Annotated in this window: 21 protein-coding genes; 10 read left to right on the plus strand and 11 right to left on the minus strand. The window is 67.7% G+C overall.

All coding sequences use genetic code 11. The features are described 5' to 3' along the window. Positions 1–195: 195 nt before the first annotated feature. The 5 genes from Q5Y72_RS08715 to Q5Y72_RS08735 all read right to left on the minus strand — a co-directional run bounded on the left by Q5Y72_RS08715 (position 196) and on the right by Q5Y72_RS08735 (position 7704). The gene (locus Q5Y72_RS08715; RefSeq protein WP_305963026.1) at positions 196–3834 is read right to left on the minus strand and encodes a vitamin B12-dependent ribonucleotide reductase; all 3639 of its coding nucleotides are present in this window, start codon (positions 3832–3834) and stop codon (positions 196–198) included. Between the two features lie 466 nt (positions 3835–4300). Next, positions 4301–4849, minus strand: coding sequence for a 5-formyltetrahydrofolate cyclo-ligase (locus tag Q5Y72_RS08720; RefSeq protein ID WP_305963027.1), 549 nt, complete (start codon positions 4847–4849; stop codon positions 4301–4303). Then, complete coding sequence (gene mgtE / locus Q5Y72_RS08725) at positions 4846–6267, minus strand: magnesium transporter (protein WP_305963028.1); 1422 nt, start codon at positions 6265–6267, stop codon at positions 4846–4848. Before mgtE ends, Q5Y72_RS08720 begins: the two co-directional genes overlap by 4 nt. Before the next feature lie 43 nt (positions 6268–6310). Beyond that, positions 6311–7096: an inositol monophosphatase family protein gene (locus tag Q5Y72_RS08730; RefSeq protein WP_305963029.1), complete on the minus strand. Its 786-nt coding sequence runs from the start codon at positions 7094–7096 to the stop codon at positions 6311–6313. A 248-nt stretch (positions 7097–7344) separates the two neighbouring features. Beyond that, positions 7345–7704, minus strand: a complete 360-nt coding sequence (locus tag Q5Y72_RS08735; protein WP_305963030.1) for a helix-turn-helix domain-containing protein — start codon at positions 7702–7704, stop codon at positions 7345–7347. A 179-nt stretch (positions 7705–7883) separates the two neighbouring features. Here Q5Y72_RS08735 and Q5Y72_RS08740 point away from each other — a divergent pair, with 179 nt between their 5' ends. Together Q5Y72_RS08740 and Q5Y72_RS08745 are read left to right on the plus strand one after the other, a co-directional pair. Further along, positions 7884–8852: an NADPH:quinone oxidoreductase family protein gene (locus Q5Y72_RS08740; RefSeq protein WP_305963031.1), complete on the plus strand. Its 969-nt coding sequence runs from the start codon at positions 7884–7886 to the stop codon at positions 8850–8852. Positions 8853–8960: 108 nt separating this feature from the next. Beyond that, positions 8961–9707, plus strand: a complete 747-nt coding sequence (locus Q5Y72_RS08745; RefSeq protein ID WP_305963032.1) for a Bax inhibitor-1/YccA family protein — start codon at positions 8961–8963, stop codon at positions 9705–9707. Between the two features lie 662 nt (positions 9708–10369). Here the strand turns inward: Q5Y72_RS08745 and Q5Y72_RS08750 are convergent. Next, on the minus strand, positions 10370–10894 hold the full coding sequence (locus tag Q5Y72_RS08750) for an IS66 family transposase (protein WP_305963033.1): 525 nt from the start codon (positions 10892–10894) through the stop codon (positions 10370–10372). 113 nt (positions 10895–11007) lie between these two features. Between Q5Y72_RS08750 and Q5Y72_RS08755 the strand changes: the two genes are divergently transcribed. The 6 genes from Q5Y72_RS08755 (at position 11008) to Q5Y72_RS08780 (ending at position 15872) form a co-directional block, all read left to right on the plus strand. Beyond that, on the plus strand, positions 11008–11925 hold the full coding sequence (locus Q5Y72_RS08755; protein WP_305963034.1) for a manganese-dependent inorganic pyrophosphatase: 918 nt from the start codon (positions 11008–11010) through the stop codon (positions 11923–11925). Continuing rightward, positions 11925–12794 (plus strand): TIGR01459 family HAD-type hydrolase, encoded by an 870-nt coding sequence (locus tag Q5Y72_RS08760; protein WP_305963035.1) that lies wholly within the window; start codon positions 11925–11927, stop codon positions 12792–12794. The genes Q5Y72_RS08755 and Q5Y72_RS08760 overlap by 1 nt, the downstream gene beginning before the upstream one ends. Before the next feature lie 200 nt (positions 12795–12994). After that, positions 12995–13438, plus strand: a complete 444-nt coding sequence (locus Q5Y72_RS08765; RefSeq protein ID WP_305963036.1) for a MaoC family dehydratase — start codon at positions 12995–12997, stop codon at positions 13436–13438. 30 nt (positions 13439–13468) lie between these two features. After that, the gene (locus tag Q5Y72_RS08770) at positions 13469–14398 is read left to right on the plus strand and encodes a bifunctional riboflavin kinase/FAD synthetase (RefSeq protein WP_305963037.1); all 930 of its coding nucleotides are present in this window, start codon (positions 13469–13471) and stop codon (positions 14396–14398) included. Then, positions 14398–14838, plus strand: a complete 441-nt coding sequence (locus tag Q5Y72_RS08775; protein WP_305963038.1) for a YcgN family cysteine cluster protein — start codon at positions 14398–14400, stop codon at positions 14836–14838. Before Q5Y72_RS08770 ends, Q5Y72_RS08775 begins: the two co-directional genes overlap by 1 nt. Further along, positions 14835–15872, plus strand: coding sequence for a threonine aldolase family protein (locus Q5Y72_RS08780; RefSeq protein ID WP_305963039.1), 1038 nt, complete (start codon positions 14835–14837; stop codon positions 15870–15872). Before Q5Y72_RS08775 ends, Q5Y72_RS08780 begins: the two co-directional genes overlap by 4 nt. Here Q5Y72_RS08780 and Q5Y72_RS08785 read toward each other — a convergent pair. The 5 genes from Q5Y72_RS08785 to Q5Y72_RS08805 all read right to left on the minus strand — a co-directional run bounded on the left by Q5Y72_RS08785 (position 15869) and on the right by Q5Y72_RS08805 (position 21410). Continuing rightward, positions 15869–16345 (minus strand): CinA family protein, encoded by a 477-nt coding sequence (locus Q5Y72_RS08785; RefSeq protein ID WP_305963040.1) that lies wholly within the window; start codon positions 16343–16345, stop codon positions 15869–15871. The genes Q5Y72_RS08780 and Q5Y72_RS08785 overlap by 4 nt on opposite strands. Further along, complete coding sequence (locus Q5Y72_RS08790; RefSeq protein ID WP_305963041.1) at positions 16342–16833, minus strand: phosphatidylglycerophosphatase A family protein; 492 nt, start codon at positions 16831–16833, stop codon at positions 16342–16344. Before Q5Y72_RS08790 ends, Q5Y72_RS08785 begins: the two co-directional genes overlap by 4 nt. 3 nt (positions 16834–16836) lie before the next feature. Beyond that, a complete protein-coding gene (locus Q5Y72_RS08795) occupies positions 16837–17985 on the minus strand; it encodes a bifunctional 2-C-methyl-D-erythritol 4-phosphate cytidylyltransferase/2-C-methyl-D-erythritol 2,4-cyclodiphosphate synthase (protein ID WP_305963042.1) in 1149 nt (382 codons plus the stop codon). Continuing rightward, on the minus strand, positions 17982–20162 hold the full coding sequence (purL, locus tag Q5Y72_RS08800; protein WP_305963043.1) for a phosphoribosylformylglycinamidine synthase subunit PurL: 2181 nt from the start codon (positions 20160–20162) through the stop codon (positions 17982–17984). The genes Q5Y72_RS08795 and purL overlap by 4 nt, the downstream gene beginning before the upstream one ends. 342 nt (positions 20163–20504) lie before the next feature. Beyond that, positions 20505–21410 carry a LysR family transcriptional regulator gene (locus tag Q5Y72_RS08805; RefSeq protein ID WP_305963044.1) on the minus strand — a complete coding sequence of 302 codons (906 nt, stop codon included), beginning with the start codon at positions 21408–21410 and terminating at the stop codon, positions 20505–20507. A 161-nt stretch (positions 21411–21571) separates the two neighbouring features. Here Q5Y72_RS08805 and Q5Y72_RS08810 point away from each other — a divergent pair, with 161 nt between their 5' ends. After that, entirely contained in the window at positions 21572–24961 is a 3390-nt protein-coding gene (locus Q5Y72_RS08810) for an indolepyruvate ferredoxin oxidoreductase family protein (RefSeq protein WP_305963045.1), read from the plus strand. 76 nt (positions 24962–25037) lie between these two features. After that, entirely contained in the window at positions 25038–25850 is an 813-nt protein-coding gene (locus Q5Y72_RS08815; protein ID WP_305963046.1) for a glutamate racemase, read from the plus strand. The last annotated feature ends 18 nt before the right edge of the window (positions 25851–25868 follow it).

The raw sequence follows: 25868 nt of genomic DNA on the forward strand, positions 1-25868 counted from the left end.
CGGGGGGCGGCAAACGAAGGAACCCCCCGCATTCGCTGCCGGAATGCGGGGGGCCTGGTCAGGCTGCGCGCCTCTTGAAGGGCGGCTGGCTGCTTCGATAGGGGCGCGGTGTGGTAGGGGAGCCGCGTCCTTCGCCTGACGTATTCGCTGGGCATGAGGGCGTTCTGCGGGGGCGGTGGGCCGCCCCCGGTCGGATCAGCTGCACCCCGAGGTGCCGCCGCAGGTGTTGCACTTCATGCAGGTGCCGTTGCGGACCAGGGTGTAGTTGCCGCATTCGCCGCAGGGATCGCCCTCGTAGCCCTGCATCCGGGCCTTGGTGCGGGCGTCCATCTCGGTCGTGGTGACCGAGGCGACGGTGAAGCTGGCCTGCGCCTCGGCCATGCCGCTGGCGACCGCGGCCGAGGACACGCCGCCCTGCAGCACCATCAGTTCCTGCGGCAGGCGCTTGCGCAGGTATCCGGCACTGCTGATCTGCTTCAGCATGGTCAGCGATTTCAGCTCGGCCTGTTCGCTGACCGGGCTGACATTCAGCCCCTCGCCCTCGCCGCCGCCCAGATCGTCGAAGCTGGCGCCAACGGGCTTCACATGCGCCAGATCGGTGCGGTCCAGATAGCTGACGGCCAGTTCGCGGAACACGTAGTCGAGGATCGAGGTCGCATTCTTGATGCTGTCATTGCCCTGCACCATGCCCGCCGGTTCAAAGCGGGTGAAGGTGAAGGCGTCCACGAACTCCTCCAGCGGCACGCCGTATTGCAGCCCGACCGACACCGCGATGGCAAAGTTGTTCATCATGGCCCGGAAGCCCGCGCCTTCCTTGTGCATGTCGATGAAGATCTCGCCCAGCTTGCCGTCATCATATTCGCCGGTGCGCAGATAGACCTTGTGGCCGCCGACGATGGCCTTCTGGGTATAGCCCTTGCGGCGCTGCGGCAGCTTCTCGCGGTGATTGCGCACCGCCTCGCGGATGATGATCTTCTCGACGATCTTTTCTGCGATGACGGCGGCCTTTTCCTGCGGGTTGCCGGTGGCCAGGATCTCTTCGGCCTCGTCGTCATCCTCGACCAGCGCCGAGGCCAGCGGCTGCGACAGCTTCGAGCCGTCGCGATAGAGCGCATTGGCCTTGATCCCCAGCGACCAGGACAGCTCATAGGCGGCCAGCGCATCGGCGATGGTGGCGCTGTTGGGCATGTTGATGGTCTTCGAGATCGCGCCCGAGATGAAGGACTGCGCCGCCGCCATCATGCGGATATGGCTGTCCACCGACAGATAGCGCGTGCCGGTCTTGCCGCAGGCGTTGGCGCAATCGAAGACCGGCAGGTGTTCGGGCTTCAGATGCGGCGCCCCTTCCAGCGTCATGGTGCCGCAGACATGGTCGTTCGCCGCGTCGATCTGGGCCCTGGTGAAGCCAAGGTGGCGCAGCAGGTCGAAGCCCGGATCGGCCAGCTTGTCGGCCGGGATGCCAAGCGTGCCCTTGCAGAAATCCTCGCCAAGCGTCCACTGGTTGAAGACGAAGCGGATGTCGAAGGCGGTGGCCAGCGCGGCCTCGACCTTCTCGATCTCGCGCGCGCCGAAGCCGTGGCCGGCCAGCGCGGTGTGGTTGATGCCGGGGCAGTTGCCAAGGCTGGCATGGCCGACGGCATGGGCTATCATCTCCTCGATCTGCGCCGGTGCGTAGCCAAGCGCCTCCAGCGCGGCGGGCACCGACTGGTTGATGATCTTGAAATAGCCGCCGCCCGCCAGCTTCTTGAACTTGACCAGCGCGAAATCGGGCTCGATGCCGGTGGTGTCGCAATCCATCACCAGTCCGATCGTGCCGGTCGGCGCGATGACGGTGGCCTGCGCGTTGCGGAAGCCGTGATCCTCGCCCAGGGTCAGTGCCTCGTCCCAGGCCTCGCGGGCAATGGCGACCAGCCGCGCATCGGGGCAGTTGTCGGCGTCCAGTTCGACGGGGCGGACATTCACGCCGTTGTAGTTGCCGGTGCCGTGGGCCGCGGCCCGGTGGTTGCGGATCACCCGCAGCATGTGGTCGGCATTGCGGGCATAGCCGGGGAAGGCGCCCAGTTCGGCCGCCATCTCGGCCGAGGTCGAGTAGGCCACGCCTGTCATGATCGCGGTCAGCGCGCCGCACAGCGCCCGGCCCTCATCGCTGTCATAGCCAAGGCCCATGTTCATCAGGAGGCCGCCGATATTGGCATAGCCAAGGCCAAGGGTGCGATAGTCATAGCTGCGCTGCGCGATCTCCTTGCTGGGGAACTGCGCCATCAGCACGCTGATCTCCAGCGTGACGGTCCACAGCCGGGTGGCGTGGACATAGGCGTCGGCGTCGAACTGGCCATTGGTCCAGAAGGTCAGCAGGTTCATCGAGGCCAGGTTGCAGGCCGTGTCGTCGAGGAACATGTATTCGCTGCACGGGTTCGAGCCCCGGATCGCCCCGTCGGCCGGACAGGTGTGCCAGGCGTTCACGGTGTCGTGGAACTGGATTCCCGGATCGGCGCAGGCCCATGCGGCGTGGCCGATCTGGTCCCACAGCTCGCGCGCCGAGACGGTGCGGGCGATCTTGCCGTCGGTGCGGCGCAGCAGTTCCCACGGCTTGTCCTCGCGCACCGCGTCCAGGAAGGCGTCGGTGACCCGGACCGAGTTGTTCGAGTTCTGCCCCGAGACGCTGACATAGGCCTCGCTGTCCCAGTCGGTGTCGTAGGTGGGGAACTCGATGCTGTCAAAGCCCTGCCGGGCGTATTGCAGGACGCGGTTGACATAGGTTTCCGGGATCATCGCGCGCTTGGCGGCGCGGATCGCGGTCTTCAGCCCGGCATTGGTGGCCGGGTCGGTCGCGGCCGCCATGTCGCCGTCCCATGCCTTGATGGCGGCGAAGATGTCGTTCAGGCCGCGTTCATGCGCCTTCGAGCCGGCGACGAGGCTGGCGACCTTCTGTTCCTCGATCACCTTCCAGTTGATGAACGCCTCGATGTCGGGGTGATCCATGTCGCAGATCACCATCTTGGCGGCGCGGCGCGTGGTTCCGCCCGACTTGATCGCACCCGCCGCGCGGTCGCCGATCTTGAGGAACCCCATCAGCCCCGAGGACTTGCCGCCGCCCGACAGGCTTTCGCCCTCGCCGCGCAGGCTGGAGAAGTTGGTGCCGGTGCCCGAGCCGTATTTGAACAGCCGCGCCTCGCGCACCCACAGGTCCATGATCCCGCCATCGTTCACCAGATCGTCGCTGACCGACTGGATGAAGCAGGCATGGGGCTGGGGATGCTCATAGGCGCTGTCGGACTTGACCAGCTTGCCGGTCTGGTAATCGACATAGAAATGCCCCTGCGACGGGCCGTCGATCCCGTAAGCCCAGTGCAGGCCGGTGTTGAACCATTGCGGGCTGTTCGGCGCGGCCATCTGGCGGGCCAGCATGAAGCGCATCTCGTCGTAATAGGCGCGGGCGTCGGCCTCGGTCGAGAAATAGCCGCCCTTCCAGCCCCAATAGGCCCAGGCGCCCGCCAGCCGGTCGAAGACCTGCCGGGCGCCGGTTTCACCGACATGGCGCCGGTCCTCGGGCAGCTTGGCGAGCGCGTCCTGGTCGGCGACGCTGCGCCACAGGAATTCGGGCACGCCCTTCTCGCGGACCCGCTTCAGCGCCGCGGGCACGCCGGCCTTGCGGAAATACTTCTGTGCAATCACGTCGCTGGCGACCTGGCTCCAGCCCTGTGGAACCTCGACCTGATCGTTGCGGAACACGATCTTGCCATCGGGGTTGCGGATCTCGCTGGTGGTCGTGGTGAAGGCGATGTCGCCATAGGCTCCGCCGTCCTTGTTGGTAAAGCGCCGTTCGATCTTCATGACTGCCCTCGGACCCTTCCGTTTCTTCTCTGTCCCTGTTCCCGACCTGCGCCCGGCGGCATGTCTGCCCCGGCCGGCCGCGATGCAGCCGGACGGCAGGCGGTGGCACCGCCTGGCATGGTCAAATCAAGAAGCGGCTGGCTGCGTTCTGGTCCGTGGGGGCCGTGACCACCACATCTTGTGCTGCTGTCGCCGCGATCCACAAACTGACGGCAATTCGGACGGCTTTCAACAGATATTTTTGGGGCCTGCCGGTGTGTTTCGCGTTGACAGGCCCGTGAAGCGGGCGGTCGCAGATTCGCGCACATCGCGGTTGCGCAGCGTTGCGCCCCCACCGGCATGGCGACATATCATTCCATGATTTCAGTGGCTTGCCCGTCGCTGTTCAGGACTTTTCCACAGGCTTATCCCTGATTCATCCTCAGGTTGCACACAGCTGATGCAGACCGGACACAGCGGCAGGAAATCAACGCAGGGGATGAATGATCTCGTGATCCGTCACGATCAGGTCCAGCAGCTGGTCGAAGGGCTCGGACGGGATTCGGGCGATCTCCTGCGACGCGAAGGCCAGCCCGATCGCCGTGACAGGGCCGGATTCGCGCAGCAATTGCAGGGTGCGGTCGTAGTACCCGCCGCCATAGCCGATGCGGTGACCCGCCCGGTCGAAGGCGGCCAGCGGCACCACCAGGACCTCGGGCGTCAGCGGCGCGGCTGATTCGGCCGGATGCGAGGTTCCGAAGGGGCCGGGCACCAGCGCCTCGCCGTGCCAGGCGCGGAACACAAGAGGCACCGCCTTGCCGGTCACCACCGGCAGGCAGAGCGGGCCGCGATGCCCGGCGAGGCCGGGGCGCGGATCGGCCTCGCCGCGCATCGGCCAGTAGGTTGACAGCACACGGGTCGCATGGGGCGCCACCACCAGCGCCAGATGCCGCGTGATCGCCTGCTGATCGCCCGGCTCGCGCAGCCGCGCGGCCAGCGCGCCGGCGCGCAGGGCGGCCTTGTCGGCGCGGCTCACAGCAGGACCGCCGAGGCAAGCCCCAGAAAGGCGAAGAAGCCGACCACATCCGTCACCGTGGTGACGAAGGTGCCCGAGGCCAGGGCCGGGTCGGCCCCCGCCTTTTCCAGCCCCAGCGGGATCAGGATGCCGGCCAGCGCGGCGACGGCAAGGTTGACCACCATCGCGATGCCGATGACGGCCGCCAGCGAGGCGCCGTCGAACCAGATCCAGGCGACCAGCCCCATCACCAGCGCGAAGGCCAGCCCGTTCAGCACCCCCACGATCGCCTCGCGCCGCACCACACGCCAGACATTGCTGCCGGTCAGGCTTTTGGTGGCCAGCGCGCGCACCGCGACGGTCAGCGTCTGGGTGCCGGCATTGCCACCCATCGAGGCGACGATCGGCATCAGCACCGCCAGGGCCACCACCCGCTGGATGGTCTCGTCGAAAATGGCAATGACCAGCGAGGCGAAGATCGCGGTCAGCAGGTTGACCATCAGCCAGGGCAGGCGCTGGCGCATCGTTTCGAACACGCTGTCGGTGATGGCCGATTCCTCGCCGACGCCGGCGAGCCGCAGGATGTCCTCCTCGTGTTCCTCGTCCAGCACCGACATCGCGTCGTCGATGGTGATGACGCCCACCAGGCGGTCGTCGCTGTCCACGACCGGCGCCGAGATCAGGTGATACTGGTTGAAGGCGTAGGCCACGTCGCCTTCCTCGGCATAGGCGCTGACGGTGCGAAAGCTGTCCTCGGTGATGTCGCGCAGCGGCACGTCTCGCCGCGACGCCAGCAGCCGGCCCAGCGTGACATAGCCGATGGGGTGGCGGCGCGGATCAACCAGGATGATGTGGTAGAACTGCTCGGGCAGCCATTCCTCGGCGCGCAGGAAGTCGATGGTCTGGCCGACCGTCCAGTGTTCGGCGGCGGTCACCACCTCGGATTGCATCAGCCGGCCGGCCGAGTATTCGGGATAGGCCAGTGACTGCTGGACCGCGGCGCGGTCGCTGTCGTCCAGCGCGGCCAGGATCTCGGCCCGCTCGGGTTCGTCGAGATCCTCGATCAGATCCACGACATCGTCGCTGTCCATCTCGCGGACGGCCTCTGCCAGAACCTCGCGGGGCAGGTATTCCAGCACGTCCTCGCGGATCGCCTCGTCGATCTCGGACAGGATCTCGCCGTCGATCTGGTCGGAATAGAGCGTCAGGAAGGCGCGCCGCCCGGCACCGTGCAGCCGTTCGATCAGGTCGGCGATGTCGGCCGCGTGCATCGGCTCGAGCAGCGCGTTCAGCGCGTCGGTGTCGCCCGCCTCGACCGCGGCGTCGATCCGGTCCAGCAAGTCGCGGCGGGGCAGGAAGTCGTCCTCGTCCCGGTCGGGCGCGGGTGCGGCGGCCTGCGCCTCGTCGGCTTCGCTGCCGGGTTCCTGGTGATCGGCCATGCGCCCTCCTGTCTCGTGTTGCCGTCGCGCCGGTTCGGGGGCGTCAGCCGTTCAGCAGCGCCAGCGCGGCGCGGTGCAGCTCGGGTGACGCGGCCGCGATGACCTGCCCGCCATCGGCGGCCGAGCCGCCCTGCCAGTCGGTGACGATGCCGCCCGCCGCCTCGACCACGGCCAGCGGGCCGGCGATGTCATAGGCCTGCAGCCCGGCCTCGATGACCAGATCGACCTGCCCCAGCGCCAGCAGCGCATAGGCATAGCAGTCAAGCCCGTAACGCGTCAGCCGCGCCCGGTCGGCGACCCGGCGAAAGGCGCGGGCCTCCTCGACGGTGCCGATCTCGGGATAGGTTGTCATGAGCGTCGCGCGATCCAGCGCAACCCCCTGTCGCGTGGATAGCGGGCGCGTGCCGGCCGGCGCGCCGAGGCGCGCGAGGCCGAGGCCCCCCTCGAAGCGTTCGGCCAGGTAGGGCTGGTCGATCAGCCCGTATCGCAGCGCGCCGCCTTCGCTGACCCCGATCAGCACCCCCCAGCTGGTCGCGCCGCACAGGAAGGCGCGCGTGCCGTCGATGGGGTCGAGGATCCAGGTGACTCCGCTGCTGCCGTCGCTGCGGCCGAATTCCTCGCCAAGGATGCCATCCTGCGGCCGGCGTTGGGCCAGCACCGCGCGCATGGCGATCTCGGCGGCGCGATCGGCCTCGGTGACGGGGTCGAAATCCGCCGGGCGCTTGTTGTCGGCGACCAGCCCGCTGTCGCGGAAATAGGGCAGGATGGCCAGCCGGGCCGCATCCGCCATGGCATGCGCCGTGTCGATGATCTGCTGCGCATCCCGCATCGCCGTTCGCCATCCCCAAGCCGTTCCCGCCGCTCTTGGTCTAGCGGCAACGGCACCGCACCGCCAGTGCCGAGGCGCCCGAATTCCGGGCGGGCCATGTGCGGCGCGTGGGATCAGGGACATACGACGGTCGCGTTGCCGCCGGACCGCGTGGGGCACCAGGGACAGGCCTGGACAGGGCGTCGCCCCGATGCAGGGGGGGGGGAGGCGACGCGATGCGGCCCGCGACCGGGCCGCCTTTCAAGGTCTCAGGCGGCGTCCGACAGGACGCGGGCCAGTTCGAAGATCTGCCGGCGTTGCGCCGCGGGCATCGCGTAGTAGGCGCGCACCAATTGCAGCGCCTCCTTGTCCGCGAGGATGTCGCCCTCGACCTCCTGGGCCATTTCGCCCTCGTGCAGGCCCTCGAAGAAGAAACTGACCGGAACATCGACGGCGCGGGCGATATCCCACAGCCGCGATGCCGACACCCGGTTCATCCCGGTTTCGTACTTCTGGATCTGCTGAAACTTGATTCCGACCTTGTCCGCCAGCTGTTGCTGGGTCATTCCGATCATCCAACGACGATGGCGGATACGCTTACCAACATGAACATCTACACCGTGCTTCATCGCCCAACCTCATTCAATCTAAGAGGGCAGTAGCTCAAGGCGTCTCAATTATCGAGTGTCAACATGGTTAACGGGGCCGTTTCTGACCAAAAAGACAGGTCCGCGGTTGCGTATCGTGCAGCTTTCGGTGGCATCCCGCCAAGCGAATGAAGTCGCAGTCAATTTTTCCGGAGATGAAGATGGCAGACCTTATCCGAATCGCGCAGGTCGAGGAACTGGGGCAGGACCCGGTGCTGCGCAGGGCGGCGGCGCCCGTGGCGGGGGCGGGGCAGGTCCTCGTGCGGATGCGGGCCGCCGCGCTGAACTTCGCCGATCTGCTGAAGGCGCAGGGGAGCTATCAGGAACCCTCCGATCCGCCCTTCGTGCCCGGTCTCGAGGGCGCCGGCGAGGTCATCGCGGCGCCGGGCGACAGCGGGCTGACCCCCGGCGACCGGGTGGCCGTGCTGGCGCCGGGCACCATGGCCGAAATCGTCGCCGTTCCCGCCGCGGGCTGCCTGCCCATTCCCGGCGCGATGGATTTCGCGCAGGCCGCAGGCTTCCAGATCGCCTATGGCACCGGCCACCTGGCCCTGGATTTCCGGGCCGCGCTGCAGCCCGGTGAAACGCTGGCGGTGCTGGGTGCTGCGGGCGGTGTGGGGCTGACCGCGGTCGAGATCGGCCACGCGATGGGCGCGCGGGTGATCGGCGTGGCGCGCGGAGCCCAGCGTCTGGCGCGGGTGCGCGAGGCCGGCGCAGACGAGGTCATTGACAGCGAGACCTGCGCCGACCTGAAATCCGCGCTGCGCGATCTGGGCGGGGTCGACGTGGTCTATGACCCGGTCGGCGACAGCGCCGGCGAGGCTGCCTTCGCGGCGCTGCGCAGGGGCGGGCGGTTCCTCGTGATCGGCTTCGCGGGCGGGCGCCAGCCGGTGCTGCCGCTGAACCATGCGCTGGTCAAGAACATCGCCATCCACGGCTTCTATTGGGGCGGCTACCACCAGCTTGACCCGGCCGCGCTGCGCCGCAGCATGGCGCGGCTGTTCGCGCTGTTCGAGGCCGGCCGGCTCGCCCCGGTCGCGGGCCACGGCCTGCCGCTGGAACGGATCGCCGAAGGCTATGGCCTGCTGCGCGACCGCAAGGCGGTCGGCAAGGTCGTGATATCCTTGTGAACGGGCGCATTTGACGCGTCTTCGGCATTGAAACCGCGGCCATGCCTGCCAATATGGACCACATATCGCGGGGCAAGACCCCGGGACCGCCTCACAGGGGAGACATCGATGGCAGACTACAACACCTACCGCACCGCGCAGGGCGTCGGCACCCGCAGCGCGGTGATCGATGAGGGCTTGCGGGCCTACATGAACAAGGTTTATGGGCTGATGGCGGTTGGCATGGGTGTCACTGCCGTCGCGGCTTACGGGATCAGCACCGCCGCGGTCGATGCCAGCGGCCAGTTGACCCAGCTGGGGACGGCGATCTACGCCTCGCCCCTGAAATGGGTGATCATGTTCGCGCCGCTTCTGGTGGTCTTCGCCTTCGGCGCGGCGATGAACCGTCTGTCGGTGCAGGGCGCGACGATGCTGTTCTACGGCTTCGCGGCGCTGATGGGGCTGTCGATCAGCTCGATCTTCCTGGTCTACACGCCGTTCTCGATCGTGCAGACCTTCCTGGTGACGGCAATCGCCTTCGCGGGCCTGTCGCTGTGGGGCTACACGACCAAGAAGGACATCTCGGGCTGGGGCAGCTTTCTGATCATGGGGGTGATCGGCCTGATCGTCGCCTCGATCGTCAACATCTTCCTCGCCTCGTCGGCGATGCAGTTCGCGATCTCGATCCTGGGCGTGCTGATCTTCGCCGGCCTGACCGCCTATGACACGCAGAACATCAAGAACACCTATCTGCGCCTCGCCGGTACGGATCGTGATTTCCTGGGCAAGACCGCCATCATGGGCGCGCTGCAGCTGTACCTGGACTTCCTGAACCTGTTCATGTTCCTGCTGCAGTTCATGGGCAATCGCGAATAATCGCGACCACCCCGGAGATCGCGACAGTCATCGAAGGCCGGGCCGCTGCGCCCGGCCTTTTGCGGTCGATATTGCTGCTTGCGGCCCCCTGCGAGGCTTCGCGGTGCCGTTTTCGGTCCACGGTCTTCGGTCTCTGTTCCCTGAAACCAGGGGCATCTCTCGATGCCAGCCATCCTGTCGCTGCTCAGCCTTCTTGCTGGGGGAGCGACAGTCGGCTTTGCTGTCAGAGCCGTGGTCGGGCCCCTCGGAAGGTTGAGCATGCTGGGAAAAGCCATTCCGGCTTTCCTGGGCTGGAGCACAACGGGCGTCGCCTTGAAGGCTGTCGGTGAGCGCACGATCATGTGCCCCGAACCATGGTGGCGGATGGACGGTCTTCGACGGCGTCGGCGCCCGAAGGGCAGAAGACTGGAAGGCCTCCTCACCGGACTGCCGGCTGTGCGGGGATGGCTGGCAGTCCAGGCGCCACCCTGCTCTCTACTTCCCCCGGCGAGTCGCTTGCACAGAGGCTGCAGCACAGGATGCTCGGGCTCACGCCGTCGGAATACCTGAGCCGGTCCGATAAGGACCACAGCGGAAACAGACTCGACGGCTGATCGAGGACAAGCCGGGGGGGCAGGTCAATGCTCGGAACCGCAGAAATGATCACGGTCGGCTTCGACCGATCACGGTAAATCCCGCTCATGGATGCGCCCGCGTGCCAGCCGGAGGCGGATCGCGGGCGTTTTCTTGTCGGCGCCGGGCGCGCACCGGCGCAAGCGCGACGGCGGGGTCCTGTGGGGCGGGGCTTGACGAGCGAGGTCGGTGCGGGGGGTATGAGGTCTTCGAGGCGGGACCTGGGTGTTCCCCTCGAGGACGGCCCGGAGGGTTTCGGCGATGTCGTCGATGGGGTCCGCGCCCGGCAGCTTGCGGGGGGCGACGAGCGACGCGAGCATGGCCCGGGTCTCGGCGCCGATGTCGTGTGCGGCGAAGAACGCGTTCTTCCGGCTCAGCGCGATCGGGCGGATCCGGCGCTCGACCGGGCTGGTGTCGCCCTCGAGGGTGCCCTGTTCCAGGAGGCGGATCAGGCCCGGCCAGCGCGCGAGGGCATGGCGGCCATCCTTGGCGACTTGGGACGTCTGCGGGATGTGCGACAGCCGGGTTTCCAGCCAGGGAGCTGAGCGCGGCGATGATCGGGGCGGCGCGTCCACGTCCGGCTGCGAGGCGGTCGGCCGGGGCGCCTCCGCGTCCGGGCGGGCCGCGTGGACAAGCCCCGCCGCGCCGCCTATAAGGCCCGCGACTTCAGACCCCGCAGAGGTGCATCATGATCAAGGTTTTCGGCCACATTGCCCCAGACACCGACTCGACCGGCTCGCCCGTCATCTGGGCCTGGTATCTGAACGAGGTCCGCAAGACGCCCGCCAAGGCCGTCCTGCAGGGCGAACCGAACACCGAGGCGGCCTGGATGCTGCGCCGCTGGAATCTCGAGACGCCCGAGATCATCGCGGACGTGGCAGCCGGCGACCGTTGCGTGATCGTCGACACCAACAACCCCGGCGAACTGCCCGCCAGCATCAACGATGCCGAGGTGATCGAGATCATCGACCACCACATGCTGGCCGGCGGCGTCAAGACCCGCGCGCCCATCAACATCACGATCCGACCGCTGGCCTGCACCGCGACGGTCATGCATGACCTGATCGGTGACGACATGGCCCGCGCCCCCGAAGGCATCAAGGGCGCGATGCTGACCTGCATCCTGTCGGACACGCTGGAATTCCGCAGCCCGACCACCACCCCCCATGACCGCGCCGTGGCCGAGAAGCTGGCCGCCGACCTGGGCGTCAACATCACCGATTTCGCCGCCGAGATGTTCGCCGCGAAATCGGATGTCAGCGCCTTCGCCGATGATGCGCTGCTGCGCATGGACAGCAAGGAGTACGAATTGGGCGGCAAGCAGCTGCGCGTCTCGGTGCTGGAAACCACCGCGCCGCAGGTGCTGCTGGACCGCAAGGATGCGCTGATGGCCGCGATGCCCGCCGTGGCCGCCGCCGACGGCGCCGATCAGGTTCTGCTGTTCATCGTCGACATCCTTCGGGAACAGGCGACGCTGCTGGTGCCGAACGATTTCGTCCGCCAGGTGGCCGAGAAAAGCTTTGGCGTCAGCGTCACCGGAGACAGCGTGGTGCTGCCCGGCGTGATGAGCCGCAAGAAGCAGATCATCCCCGTCCTGGCCGTCTGATGACCCGCATCATCGCGGCGCTGTCCGAGATCGGCACCCAGTACGACGCGCTGTTCTGCGACCTCTGGGGCTGTCTGCACAATGGCCGGCAGCCCTATGCCGCAGCGGTCGCCGCGCTGCGTGCCTATCGGGCGGCAGGCGGCAGGGTCGTGCTGATGACCAACGCGCCGCGCCCCAACGCCTATGTGATCGCCCAGCTTGACCGGATGGGCGTGCCGCGCGATGCTTGGGACATGGTCATCAGCTCGGGGGATGCGGCGCAGGACGCGATGTTCGCGGGCGCGGTCGGGCGCAAGGTCTGGCATATCGGCACCGAAAAGGACGACGGCTTCTTCACCGACATCCCGGCGGAATGGGCAGACGCGCCGGCGATCACCCGTGTCGATCTGGAGGCGGCCGAGGGGATCGTCGCCACCGGCCCCTTCGACGAGGCCAACGAAGCCCCCGAGGATTACCGCGCCCGGCTGATGCTGGCTCGCCAGCGCGGCCTGAAGATGCTGTGCGCCAACCCCGATGTCGTCGTGGACATGGGCGAGACCCGGATCTACTGCGCCGGTGCGCTGGCCGAGTTCTACGAGGATCTGGGCGGCGAGGCGCTGTATTTCGGCAAGCCGCACCCGCCCATCTACGAACGCGCGCGGCGCCTGCTGGGGCTGGGCGATGGCGCGCGGGTGCTGGCGATCGGGGACGGCATCAACACCGATGTGCGCGGCGCCTTGCAAGAGGGCATCGACTGCCTGTTCGTGACCGGCGGCCTTGCCGCCGAGGCCTTCGGCGCGGATTTCGAGAACCCCGATCCAGAATTGCTGCGCGAATGGCTGGCGATGCGCCAGATGGATCCCGAATTCAGCATCGGCCGCCTGCGCTAGAGGCGTCACGCCCGACCCGATTCAGGCCCGCGCCGTCACTGGCGCGGGCTTTTGCCTGCGCCGATCGGCGCAAGATCATTACCGATCTGCAACATTATTATACTTTGGTGCAGGGTATGGGATCATTTATTGCGCAGAAGCCAAAATGCTGCTATGCAGCATGGTGCAACACGGACCCGGCCAAGCAGATGGATGACAGCATGTTCGACAATCTTCCCCGCGGCACCATCGTCATCGAGGATCTGGAAGTCGGCATGACACGATACCTTCAGAAGCAGGTCACCGACCGTGATATCGAGCTGTTTGCCGAGGTCTCGACCGACCGCAACCCGGTGCATCTGGACGATGCCTATGCGCAGGACACCATCTTCGAGGGGCGGATCGCGCATGGCATGCTGACGGCCGGGCTGATCTCGGCGGTGATCGGCGAACAGCTGCCAGGCCATGGCACGGTCTATCTGGGCCAGACGCTGAAATTCATGGCTCCGGTGCGCCCGGGCGACCTGGTGCGGGCCGAGGTCACGGTCGAGACCATCGACCACGCCAGACGCCGGGTGACGCTTGCAACCCGCTGTCTGGTGGGCGATACGGTCGTGCTGAAAGGCGAGGCGGTCGTGCTGGCCCCAAGCCGCAAGTTCGACTGACGGGGCGGCAATGTCCCGAATGGGGGCGCATTGCAGATCCATCGCGACTGGAAAGGGCTGCCAGCCAGCGCACGCGGCGCCAGCGTGGCGATGGGCAATTTCGATGGCGTCCACCGTGGCCATCGCACGGTGATCGACGCGGCCCGGTCGTCCTGTGACGCGCCGCTTGGCATCGTTACCTTCGAGCCGCATCCCCGTGAATTCTTTGCCCCCGACGCACCGCCCTTCCGGCTGATGAATTCCGAGGCGCGGGCCAACCGGCTGTCCCGTCTGGGCGTCGAGCAGCTGTACGAGTTGCCTTTCGGCCCGGCCCTCGCCGGATTGTCGCCAGAGGCTTTCGCCCGCGAGGTGCTGGTCGAGGGCCTGGGCGTGCGCCATGTCACCGTCGGGCAGGATTTCTGCTTTGGCAACCGCCGCTCGGGCGATGTGCAGGACCTGGCGCGGCTGGGCCGCGAGATGGGCTTTGGCGTCACGGCGGTGCCGCTGGCCGGTGTCGGCGGGCAGGAATACAGCTCTACCGCGATCCGCGAGGCGCTGAGCGAAGGCCGCACCCGCGATGCCGAGCGGATGCTGGGCCATTGGCACCGGATCGAGGGCGAGGTCGTTCATGGCGAGAAGCGCGGCCGCGATCTTGGCTGGCCCACCGCCAACATGCGGATGGAGGGGCTGCACCTGCCGCGCCTCGGGGTCTATGCGGTGCTGGTCGATGTGCTGACCGGGCCCGATCGGCTGTCCTGCCTGGGCGTGGCCAGCCTGGGGGTGCGCCCGATGTTCGGCCGAAACGCGCCCAATCTGGAGGTGCATCTGTTCGATTTTTCGGGCGATCTCTATGGGCAGCACCTGTCGGTGGCGCTGGTCGAGTTCCTGCGCGACGAGGCGAAGTTCGACAGCATCGGGGCGCTTGTCGACCAGATCGGTCGCGACGCCGACGAGGCCCGCGCGGTGCTGGCGGGCGCCTGATGCGCGAGGCGTTCTGGGAATTGCCCCTGGCGCAGCTGACCCGCGACGAGTGGGAGGCGCTGTGCGACGGCTGCGGCAAGTGCTGCCTGAACAAGATCGAATACGAGGATACGGGCGAGTTGGCCTTCACCCGCGTCGCCTGCAAGCTGCTGGACGGTGATGCCTGCCGCTGCGGCTCGTATGCGAACCGGCATGACTACGTCCCCGACTGCGTGGTGCTGACCCCGAAGAAGCTGAAGGACATCGCCTGGTGGCTGCCCGCCACCTGCGCCTATCGGCTGCGGCACGAGGGGCGGCCGCTTTACGCATGGCATCCGCTGCTGTCGGGCGATCCCGAATCCGTGCACCGCGCCGGCGTCAGCGTGCGCGGCTGGACGGTCAGCGAGGTCGAGATCCCCGAGGAGGACTGGGAAGACCACATCATCGAGGACCTGTCGTGAATTTCGCCTCGGACAATGCCTATGGCGCGCACCCGGCGGTCCTTCAGGCGCTGGCGGACTGCAATCGCGGCGCGATGATGGGCTATGGCGCCGATGCGGTGACCGAGGCGGCCGAAGGGGCGATCCGCGAGATGTTGCAGGCGCCCGATGCGGTGGTGCGCTTCGTGGCCACCGGGACGGCGGCGAACGCCCTTGTCTGCGCCCAGCTTGCGCCGCCGGGCGGGCGGATCTACTGCCACGAGGATGCGCATATCGAGACAAGCGAATGCGCCGCGCCGGAATTCTTCGCCCACGGGGCCAAGCTGGTGACCCTTCCGGGGCCGCAGGGCCGGCTGGCCCCCGCCGCGCTGGCAGACGCCATCCGGCGCGGTGCCGGCGGCGGGCTGAATGGCGGGCCGAATGCGCTGGTGTCGATCACCAATGCGACCGAATGGGGCACCGCCTATGCGCCCGAGGCGGTGGCGGCGCTGGCGCGGGTGGCCCATGATGCGGGCCTGCCGCTGCACCTCGACGGGGCGCGGATCGCCAATGCGCTGGCATGGCTGGGCTGTGCGCCCGCCGATCTGACATGGCGGGCGGGGGTCGATGCGCTGTGCCTCGGCGGCACCAAGGCCGGCGCAATGGCGGCCGAGGCGGTGGTGTTCTTCGATCCGGCGCGGGCCGAGGGCTTCGACTATCGCCGCAAGCAGTCGGGGCATGTGTTCTCGAAGCAGCGGTTCCTGGCGGCGCAGATGCTGGCGCTGTTCGCGGACGGGCTTTGGCTGCGACTGGCCGACCGGGCGAATGCGCTGGCCGCGCGGCTGGCCGCGGCGATCTGCGATGCGGGCGGCAGTCTGCTGGCGCCGGTGCAGTCTAATGCCGTCTTCGCCGCCATCCCGGCCGAGGCGCATCGCCGCGCCAGCGCGGCCGGGGCGATCTATCACATCTGGCCCGACCGGTCGGCCGCCGGGCTTGACCCGGTTCCAGTGCGGCTGGTGACGGCCTGGGATACGCCCGAGGCCGATCTGGACCGCCTCGCGGCCCTTCTGGCCTAACGCGCGCCGCCCAGCGCCGCAAGCAGCAGGCGCAGCGCATGATCGACCGTGCGGGCGCGCACCGCGCCGCGGCCGATGGCGCCGAATTCCACCGTTTCCGTCCTGACCCCGGCGGCGTCGGCGATGCCGAAGCAGACCCGGCCCTCGGGCTTGTGTTCCGATCCGCCCGGCCCGGCGATGCCGGTCACGGCGATGGCGAGCGTCGCGGCCGATCGCGCCAGCGCGCCTGCCGCCATCTCGGCCGCGACCGTCTCGCTGACGGCGCCGTGGCGCGACAGGCTGTCCTCGGTCACGCCCAGCATCTGCTGCTTGGCGGCGTTGGAGTAGCTGACAAAGCCGCGGTCGAGCACATCGGACGATCCCGGAACCTCGGTCAGCGCGGCGGCGATCAGCCCGCCCGTGCAGCTTTCGGCGGTGGCGATCCGCGCACCGGCCGCGCGGGCGGTGTCAAGAACCTGCGCCGCATGGCTCACATCAGCACCAGATGGGCCAGGGCGGCAGCGAGAAGCGTGGCGATGCCAGCGAACAGCCCGGCCCACAGATCGTCCTTCATCACTCCGTCGACGCCCCCCTCGCGGTCGGCGCGGCCCACCAGCCAGGGCTTCCAGATGTCGAAGAGGCGGAAGAAGGCAAAGGCGGCCAGCCAGCCAGGATAGGGGAACACATCGGCGGACATGCCGGCGAAGAAGAAGGCCGCCGAGGGAAAGCACAGCGCCAGCCATTGCCCGGCCACCTCGTCGATGACGATCTCGCCGCGGTCGGGATCGGCCATGCCGGCGGTATAGCCGCGCACCGCCCAGAAACCCGCCAGCGTCACCGCCAGCGTGGCGATCGCCAGCAGCGGAAAATGCCCCACCCGGTGCAGCAGCACGCCCAAGGCGACCGCCACGGCCGAGCCCCAGGTGCCGGGGGCAGGGCGCAGCAGGCCCGCGCCGAACCAGATGCACAAGAGCCGCTGCATCGCCTATCCTTTCATGAGGGCGGCGGTGGCGAGGGCGGCGATGCCCTCGCGCCGGCCGGTGAAGCCAAGCCGTTCCGAGGTGGTCGCCTTGACGCTGATGCGCGCCGCCTCGATGCCGGTGATCTCGGCCAGCCGTGCCTGCATGGCGGCGGCGTGGGGGCCGATCTTCGGCGCCTCGCAGACCAGTGTCACATCGAGATTGCCGAAGCCGAAGCCCCGTGCCCGCGCAAGGTCGGCGGCATGGCGCAGGAAGATCGCGCTGTCGGCGCCCTTCCATTGCGGGTCCGAGGGCGGAAAGTGCCGGCCGATATCGCCCGCCGCCAGCGCGCCGTAGATCGCGTCGGTCAGCGAATGCATCCCGACATCGGCATCGGAATGGCCCACAAGCCCGGCATCATGCGCGATCCTGACGCCGCACAGCCAGACATGATCGCCCGGCCCGAAGGCGTGAACGTCATAGCCATTGCCCAGACGGATATCCATGCCTGCCCCCAGAATGCGCCTTGCCCGCGTGAAATCGTCGGGAAAGGTGACCTTCAGATTGTCCTCGTCACCCGGCGTGATGGTCACCGCGATGCCGGCCTTGCAGGCCAGTTCCACATCATCCGCCGCGCCCTCGGGAAAGCGGCGATGCGCCTCGGCGATGTCCCGGCGCAGGAAACCCTGCGGGGTCTGCGCGCGATAGAGGGCGTCGCGGGGTGCGGTGCCGGCCACTTGGCCATCGGCGCCTCGCCACAGCGCATCGGTCACGGGCAGGGCCGGTGCTGCGGCGCGGGCGCCCAATTGCAGCGCCGCGATCACGCCGGCGATCACCCTGGCGCTGACCAGCGGGCGGGCGCCGTCATGGATCAGCACATGGCTGATGTCGCCGTCCTCCAGCGTGTCCAGCGCGGCGCGCACGCTGGCGGCGCGGGTGGCGCCGCCGGTGATGAGGGTGACGCGCCCGCCAAAGGCGGCCAGCGCAAGGCCCATGTCGTCGGGATGCACCACCAGGATGACGCGGGAAAAGCCGCTGAACGCCGCGACCGCGCGATCCAGCACCGTGCGGCCGGCAAGGTCGCCCCATTGCTTGGGGGTCTCGCCGCCCGCGCGCAGGCCGCGGCCCGCCGCCGTGATGATGGCGGCATAGCCCTGGGGCGCGATCACCGTCATGCGTGGTCGGGCATGCCGCCCCTGATGGCCCTGGCAAAAGCACTGCGATACAGCCGCGACAGCTCGGCCAGATCGGCCGCGTCCTCGCCCAGCTGCACCGAGGCACCGCCGAAGATGCCCACCTGCGCGACCGGCACCCCCGCCGCCTTGCCGGCCGCGATCAGCGCATCGGCCCCGGCCGCGTCGCAGGCCACAAGATAGCGGGCCTGATCCTCGCCGAAAAGCTGGCCAATCTCGCCGCTGTCCAGACGGACGCCGATGCCCGCCGCCTCGGCCATCTCGAAGGCGGCCAGCGCAAGGCCGCCATCCGACAGGTCGGTCGCGGCGCGCAGATGGGCGCGGTTGGCGCGGATGAATTCGCCGTGGCGGCGTTCAGCGGCCAGATCGACGGGCGGGGCGTCGCCGTCCTCGATCCCGAAGGCTTCGGCCGCCAGCGCAGACTGGCCCAGATGGCCCTCGGTCAGGCCGATCAGGATGGCGATGTGGCCATCCTCGGGCAGGCCCGCGATGATGTGGTCCAGATGCTCGATCAGGCCGACGCCGCCGATGGTGGGGGTGGGCATGATGCCGGTGCCGTCGGTCTCGTTGTAAAGCGAGACATTGCCCGACACGATCGGGAAATCCAGCGCCCGGCAGGCCTCGCCGATGCCCTGGATGGCGCCGACGAACTGGCCCATGATCTCGGGCTTTTCGGGATTGCCGAAATTCAGGTTGTCGGTCGCGGCCAGCGGCAGCGCGCCGACCGCGCAGAGGTTGCGCCAGGCCTCGGCCACGGCCTGCCTGCCGCCCTCGACCGGGTTGGCTTTCACATATCGGGGGGTCACGTCGCTGGTGAAGGCCAGCGCCTTGCGGGTGCCGTGGACCCGCACCACCCCCGCGCCCAGACCGGGGCGGCGGACCGTGTCGGCGCCGACCTGGGTGTCGTATTGTTCCCAGACCCAGCCCTTGTGCGCGTAGGAGGGGCTGCCGATCAGCGCGCGCAGCGCCGCCATCGGGCGGATCGGCGGCAGGACGGGGGCGTCGCCCGCGGCGGGCGTGGCCACCCAGGGCCGGTCGTATTCGGGCGCGCTGGAGGACAGTTTCGACAGCGGCAGATCGGCTTTCACGTCATTGCCGTGCAGGATCAGAAAGCGGTCCTCGGCGATGGTCTCGCCCACGATCGCGAAATCGAGGTCCCATTTCTCGAAGATGGCGCGGGCCTCTGCCTCGTGCTCGGGCTTCAGCACCATCAGCATCCGCTCCTGGGATTCCGACAGCATCATCTCGTAGGCGGTCATGCCGGCCTCGCGCTGCGGCACCGCGTCCAGTTGCAGCCGGATGCCGAGGCCGCCCTTGTCGCCCATCTCGACCGCCGAACAGGTCAGCCCCGCCGCACCCATGTCCTGGATCGAGATGACCGACCCCGAGGCCATCAGTTCGAGGCAGGCTTCCAGCAGGCATTTCTCGGTGAAAGGATCGCCGACCTGCACGGTCGGCCGCTTTTCCTCGATCGTGTCGTCGAACTCGGCGCTGGCCATGGTCGCGCCGCCGACGCCGTCGCGGCCGGTCTTGGCGCCCAGATAGACGACCGGCATCCCGACGCCCGAGGCCGCCGAATAGAAGATCCTGTCCGCATCCGCGAGGCCCGCGGCGAAGGCGTTGACCAGGCAGTTGCCGTCATAGCTGCGATGAAAGCGCACCTCGCCGCCGACATTCGGCACGCCGAAGGCGTTGCCATAGGCGCCGATCCCCTCGACCACGCCCTTGACCAGATGCGCGGTCTTGGGATGTTCGGGCCTCCCGAAGGACAGCGAATCCATCGCGGCGATGGGCCGCGCGCCCATCGTGAACACGTCGCGCAGGATGCCGCCCACGCCGGTCGCCGCGCCCTGATGCGGCTCGATGTAGGACGGGTGGTTGTGGCTTTCCATCTTGAAAACGACGGCCTGCCCGTCGCCGATGTCGACGACGCCCGCATTCTCGCCCGGGCCGCAGATGACCTGCGGCCCTTCGGTCGGCAGGGTGCGCAGCCATTTCTTCGAGGATTTGTAGGAACAATGCTCGTTCCACATGGCGCTGAAGATGCCCAACTCGGTAAAGCTGGGCTCGCGGCCGATGATCGCGAGGATGCGGTCGTATTCGTCGGCCTTCAGCCCGTGCGCGGCGATCAGGTCGGGGGTGATCGTCGGTTCCTGCATGGTCCTGCCTTCCTGCCGGTAAAGTCAGGCGCCTTTTATGGGCAGATGCGGGACTTGGGAAGGGCGGCCCGCCGGCGGCACGGCCACGCGCGCCAAAAAAAAGCCGGGCACGAGGCCCGGCCAAAGTCCAACAGGGAGGTAGAAGGTGATGCGCCTCTGGGCTGCCACCGCCTTCGCAGCCTGATCTATGGGCAGAATGTTAACGGATCAAGCCTTATGATGCTGCGCGTGCAGCATAGCCGGCATGCAGTTGCTGAATAGCTACACGCAACAGTTGTCCTGCAACGGCCGAATCATCTGAATCCGAAAAATATGCGCAAATGAATCCGTCCGCTTACGCGATCAGGGCAGCGCGCCTTCGCTTTGCCGGCGGCGATAGGCCTGGATCTCTTCCAAGACAAAATCGCGGAACACCGCCACGCGGCGCGTCTGCCGCAATTCCTCGGGATAGGCGAGGAACACCGGGACCTCGCCCGATTCGGTATCGGGCAGCACCCGCACCAGCCGCGGATGGTCGGCGGTCAGGTAGTCCGGCAGCACGCCGATCCCGACATTCGCCAGCACGCCCTGCAGCACGCCGAAATAGTTGTTCACCGTCAGGGTCGAGGTGATGTTCTGCGCCATGACATCCTGCACCAGCCGCGCCCCGGCGGCGACCTGCGGCTGGTCGGCCTTCTGGCAGATGATCCGGTGGCTGGCGAGATCGGCGATGGTGGCCGGTGCGCCGGCATGATCCAGGTAGGCCTGAGAGGCGTAAAGCCGCATGCGGATGTTCAACAGCCGACGGCGGATCAGGTCGGACTGGCTGGGTTCCTTCATGCGGATGGCGACATCGGCCTCGCGCATGGGCAGGTCCAGCACACGCTCTTCCAGCAGCAGGTCGATCTTCAGATCGGGATAGGTCTCGTAAAGCTTGGCCAGCCGCGGGGCCAGCCACAGCGTGCCGAAGCCGACGGTCGTGGTGACCTTCAGCTCGCCCAGCACGTTTTCCTCGCTGTCGCGGATCCGCGCCGAGGCCGAATCCAGCTTGCGCGCCATCGACGAGGTGGCATCGAACAGCAATTCGCCCTGTTCGGTGAGAATCAGCCCCCGCGCATGACGGTGAAAGAGGGTTGTTCCCAGCGACTCCTCGAGTGCGCGGATCTGCCGGCTGACCGCCGATTGCGACAGGTGCAGCGTGTCGCCGGCATGGGTCAGGCTGCCCGCATCCGCGACCGCGTGAAATATTCTGAGCTTGTCCCAGTCCATAGCTGTTACATTCCTGCGCCATCAGGCATGTGTTTTTTGCATTGCTGCCAATCCCCTGCCTGTCGGTCGCCGCGGCGTCAAGAACGGAATTCGGGCTTTATCGGTCAATATTTCTGACCTATAATGGGGGCCACGCCATCACGCATGGGAGGAGACATCGGATGAGCAAGCAGGAATTCTCGCTGGCCGACCGCTTTGATCTGTCGAAGGCACACGTCTTGTTGAACGGCACGCAGGCGCTGGTGCGGCTGATGCTCATGCAGGCGGCACGCGACAAAGCCGCGGGGCTCGATACGGCGGGCTTCGTCACCGGCTATCGCGGCAGCCCGCTTGGGGGCGTCGATCTGCAGATGATGCGCGAGGGCAAGCGGCTTGCCGAGGCGAACGTGCTGTTCCAGCCGGGCCTGAACGAGGATCTTGCGGCGACCGCGATCTGGGGCAGCCAGCAGGCCGAACTGCGCGGCGAGGGCAAGCATGACGGGGTCTTCGCGCTGTGGTACGGCAAGGGGCCGGGCGTCGACCGCACCGGCGACGTGATGCGCCACGCCAACATGGCCGGATCGTCCCGCCATGGCGGGGTGGTCATGGCGATGGGCGACGACCACACCGGCGAAAGCTCGACCGTGCTGCACCAGTCGGACTGGGCGATGATCGACGCCTATATCCCGGTGCTTTCGCCGGCCGGGGTGCAGGAGATCCTCGACTACGGGCTTTACGGCTTTGCCCTGTCGCGCTTTGCCGGGGTCTGGACCGGGCTGAAGACGATGAAGGACACGGTCGAGGCGACCGCGGTGGTGGACGGCGATCCGCACCGGATGCGGTTCGTGCTGCCCGATTTCACCATGCCCGAGGGCGGGTTGAACATCCGCCTCGGCGATACGCCGGTGGCGCAGGAAGCCCGGATGATCGACTACAAGCGCTGGGCCGCCGAGGCTTTCAGCCGCGCCAATCGCATCGACCGCAAGATCTGGGGCAAGCCCGGCGCCAAGATCGGCTTCGTCGCGGCCGGCAAGAACTGGCTGGACCTGGTGCATGCGCTGTCGCTGCTGGGCATCGACGAGGCCGAGGCCGAGCGTTTGGGCCTGACCACCTACAAGGTCGGGCAGACTTGGCCGCTGGATATGAAATCCTTCCAGGAATGGTCTGAAAACCTTGAACTTATCGTCTGCGTCGAGGAAAAGCGCAAGCTGATCGAGGTGCAGCTGAAAGAGGCGATCTTCGACAACCGCCATGGCCGCCGCGTGCATGGCTGGAAGCATGACCGCACCGGCGAGGAACTGTTCCCGACCCGCTATGCGCTGGACCCGGTGATGATCGCGCAGAAGATCGGCAACATCCTGATCGAGGAGGGGCGCGGCACCGAACACATCCGCGCCGGGCTGGACCGCCTGACCGAGGTGCGCCGCAACGACAACGCCCCCGAGATCGCGACCCGCACGCCGTGGTTCTGTTCGGGCTGCCCGCACAACAGCTCGACCCGCCTGCCCGAGGGCAGCCGCGCCTATGCCGGCATCGGTTGCCACTACATGGTGCAGTGGATGGGCCGCGAGACGACCGGCTTCACCCATATGGGCGGCGAGGGCGTAAACTGGGTCGGCGAGGCCCCGTTCAGCACAAGAAAGCATGTCTTTCAGAACCTTGGCGACGGAACCTACAATCATTCCGGCACACTTGCGATCCGCGCCGCATTGGCGGCGGGCACCAACATCACCTACAAGATCCTGTTCAACGACGCGGTGGCGATGACCGGCGGCCAGCCCAACGAGGGCGGGCTGAGCGCGCCGCAGATCGCGCAGGAACTGGTGGCGATGGGCGTCAAGCCGGTCGTCGTGGTCTATGACGAGAAGGAGGATGTCGCCCGCGACCAGTTCCCCAAGGGCCTGCGCTTCGAGGAACGCGCCGAGATGATGGCCGTCCAGCGCGAGATGGAGGGCGTCGAGGGCGTCAGCGCGATCCTCTACATCCAGACCTGCGCCGCGGAAAAGCGCCGCCGCCGCAAGAAGGGCCAGTTTCCCGATCCTGACCGTCGCATCTGGATCAACCCCGAAGTCTGCGAAGGCTGCGGCGACTGTTCGGTGCAGTCGAACTGCGTGTCGATCGTGCCGCTGGACACCGAACTGGGCCGCAAGCGGCAGATCGACCAGTCCAGCTGCAACAAGGATTACAGCTGCGTCAACGGCTTCTGCCCCAGCTTTGTCAGCGTCAGGGGCGGCAAGCTGCGCAAGCCCAGGGCAGAGACCTTCGACATCCCCGACCTGCCGGCGCCAGACCTGCCGGCCATCAGCGGCACCCATAACGTGGTCATCACCGGGGTCGGCGGCACCGGCGTCGTGACCATCGGCGCGGTGCTGGCCCAGGCAGCCCATATCGACGGCAAGGGCGCGGGCATGATGGAAATGGCGGGCCTGGCCCAGAAGGGCGGCGCTGTTCACATCCACCTGCGGCTTGCCGACCGCCCCGAGGACATCAGCGCCATCCGCGTCGCAACGGGCGAGGCCGATTGCGTCATCGGCGGCGATCTGGTCGTCACGGGCGGCGCCAAGACGGTCGGCCTGATGACCGCAGGCCGCACCGGCGCGGTGGTGAACGATCACGAGATCATCACGGGCGACTTCACCCGCTTCCGCGACTTCCAGGTGCCGTCCGACCGCTTGAAGCTGTCCTTGCAGGCGCGCCTCGGCGACCGGCTGGCCTTCTTCGATGCCAATGACCTCGCGCTGCGGATGCTGGGCGATTCGATCTATTCGAACATGCTGGTGCTGGGCGCCTGCTGGCAGCGCGGCCTGCTGCCGCTGTCGCATGACGCGATCATGGAGGCGATCCGCCTGAACGGTGCCAAGGTCGCCGAGAACCAGCGCGCCTTCGAGATCGGCCGTTGGGCGATGGTCCATCCCGACGAGGCCGCCCGGCCCGCCGAGGTCGCGACGTTGCCCGCCGATCCGGTTGCCTATCGGGCCGAGAGGCTGGTGGGCTATCAGGGCAGGCGTCTGGCGGCGCGGTTCCGCAAGCTGGTCGATCAGGCGCCGGCGCCGATGCGCGAAAGCGTCGCGAAGGGCTATTACAAGCTTCTGGCCTACAAGGATGAATACGAAGTGGCGCGGCTGCACCTGACCACCGCTGCGCAGGTCGCCGAGATCTGGGAGGGCGAGCCGAGACTGTCGCTGCATCTGGCCCCGCCGATGCTGCCGGGCACGGACGCGAACGGCCGTCCGAGAAAGCGCGAATTCGGGCCCTGGATGCTGCGGGCGTTCAAGGTCCTGGCCGGCCTCAAGGGGTTGCGCGGCACGCCGCTGGACCCGTTCGGCTATTCGGCCGAGCGTCGGCATGAACGCGCGATGATCCGCGAATACGAGGCCGACATGCGCGAGGTAATGGCGGGCGTCACGGACGCCACCATGCCGCTGGCAATCGAGCTGGCCGAACTGCCGCTGGGCGTGCGCGGCTATGGCCCGGTCAAGCAGAAGGCCGCCGAGTCTGCCGCGCGGCGCCGGGCCGAGATCCTGGCGCAGATCCGCGACGGCGGCCCCGCCCGCCGGACCAAAGCGGCCTGAGCCGGGGCGATCAGGGCCATTCCCAAATGCCGCGCGGCGTCCTAGAAGGACGTTTCGCGGCAGAGGGAGCGGCATGATGGCGGTGGGCGTTTTCGATTCGGGACTTGGTGGCCTGACCGTGCATCAGGCCATCGCGGCCCGGCTGCCCGACCTGCCGCTGGTCTATCTGGGCGACAATGCGCATGCGCCCTATGGCGTCCGGACCGCCGACGACATCTTCGACCTGACCTGTGCGGCGGTCGAGCGGCTGTGGGCCGAGGGCTGCGACCTCGTGATCCTGGCCTGCAACACCGCCAGCGCCGCCGCGCTGCGCCGCATCCAGGAAAAATGGCTGCCGGCCGACAAGCGCGTGCTGGGCGTCTTCGTGCCGATGATCGAGGCGCTGACCGAACGGCAATGGGGCGACAATTCGCCGCCCCGGCGGGTCGCGATCAACCAGGTGGCGCTGTTCGCCACCCCCGCGACCGTCGCCAGCCGCGCCTTCCAGCGCGAACTGGCGTTTCGCGCGGTGGGCGTCGATGTCGAGGCGCAGCCCTGCGGCGGCGTCGTCGATGCCATTGAAATGGGAGACGAAATCCTGGCCGAGGCACTGGTGACCAGCCATGTCGAGGCGCTGTTGCGGCGGATGCCGCATCCCGAGGCCGCGATCCTCGGCTGCACCCATTATCCTCTGGTCGAGACCGCGTTCCAGCGTGCCCTGGGCAGCAAGGTGCAGGTTTACAGCCAGGCGGGGCTGGTCGCGGAAAGCCTTGCGGACTATCTTGAACGGCGACCCGAATTCCTCGGCAGGGGAACGGAGTCGAAATTCCTGACCACGGGCGATCCGGTGCGTGTGTCGGGCAAGGCCACGCAGTTCCTGCGCCGGTCGATCCGCTTCGAGGCGGCATGAGGTGAGGCGATGGCCGGG

Source organism: Paracoccus spongiarum (genome assembly GCF_030732095.1).
GTDB classification, from domain to species: domain Bacteria; phylum Pseudomonadota; class Alphaproteobacteria; order Rhodobacterales; family Rhodobacteraceae; genus Paracoccus; species Paracoccus spongiarum.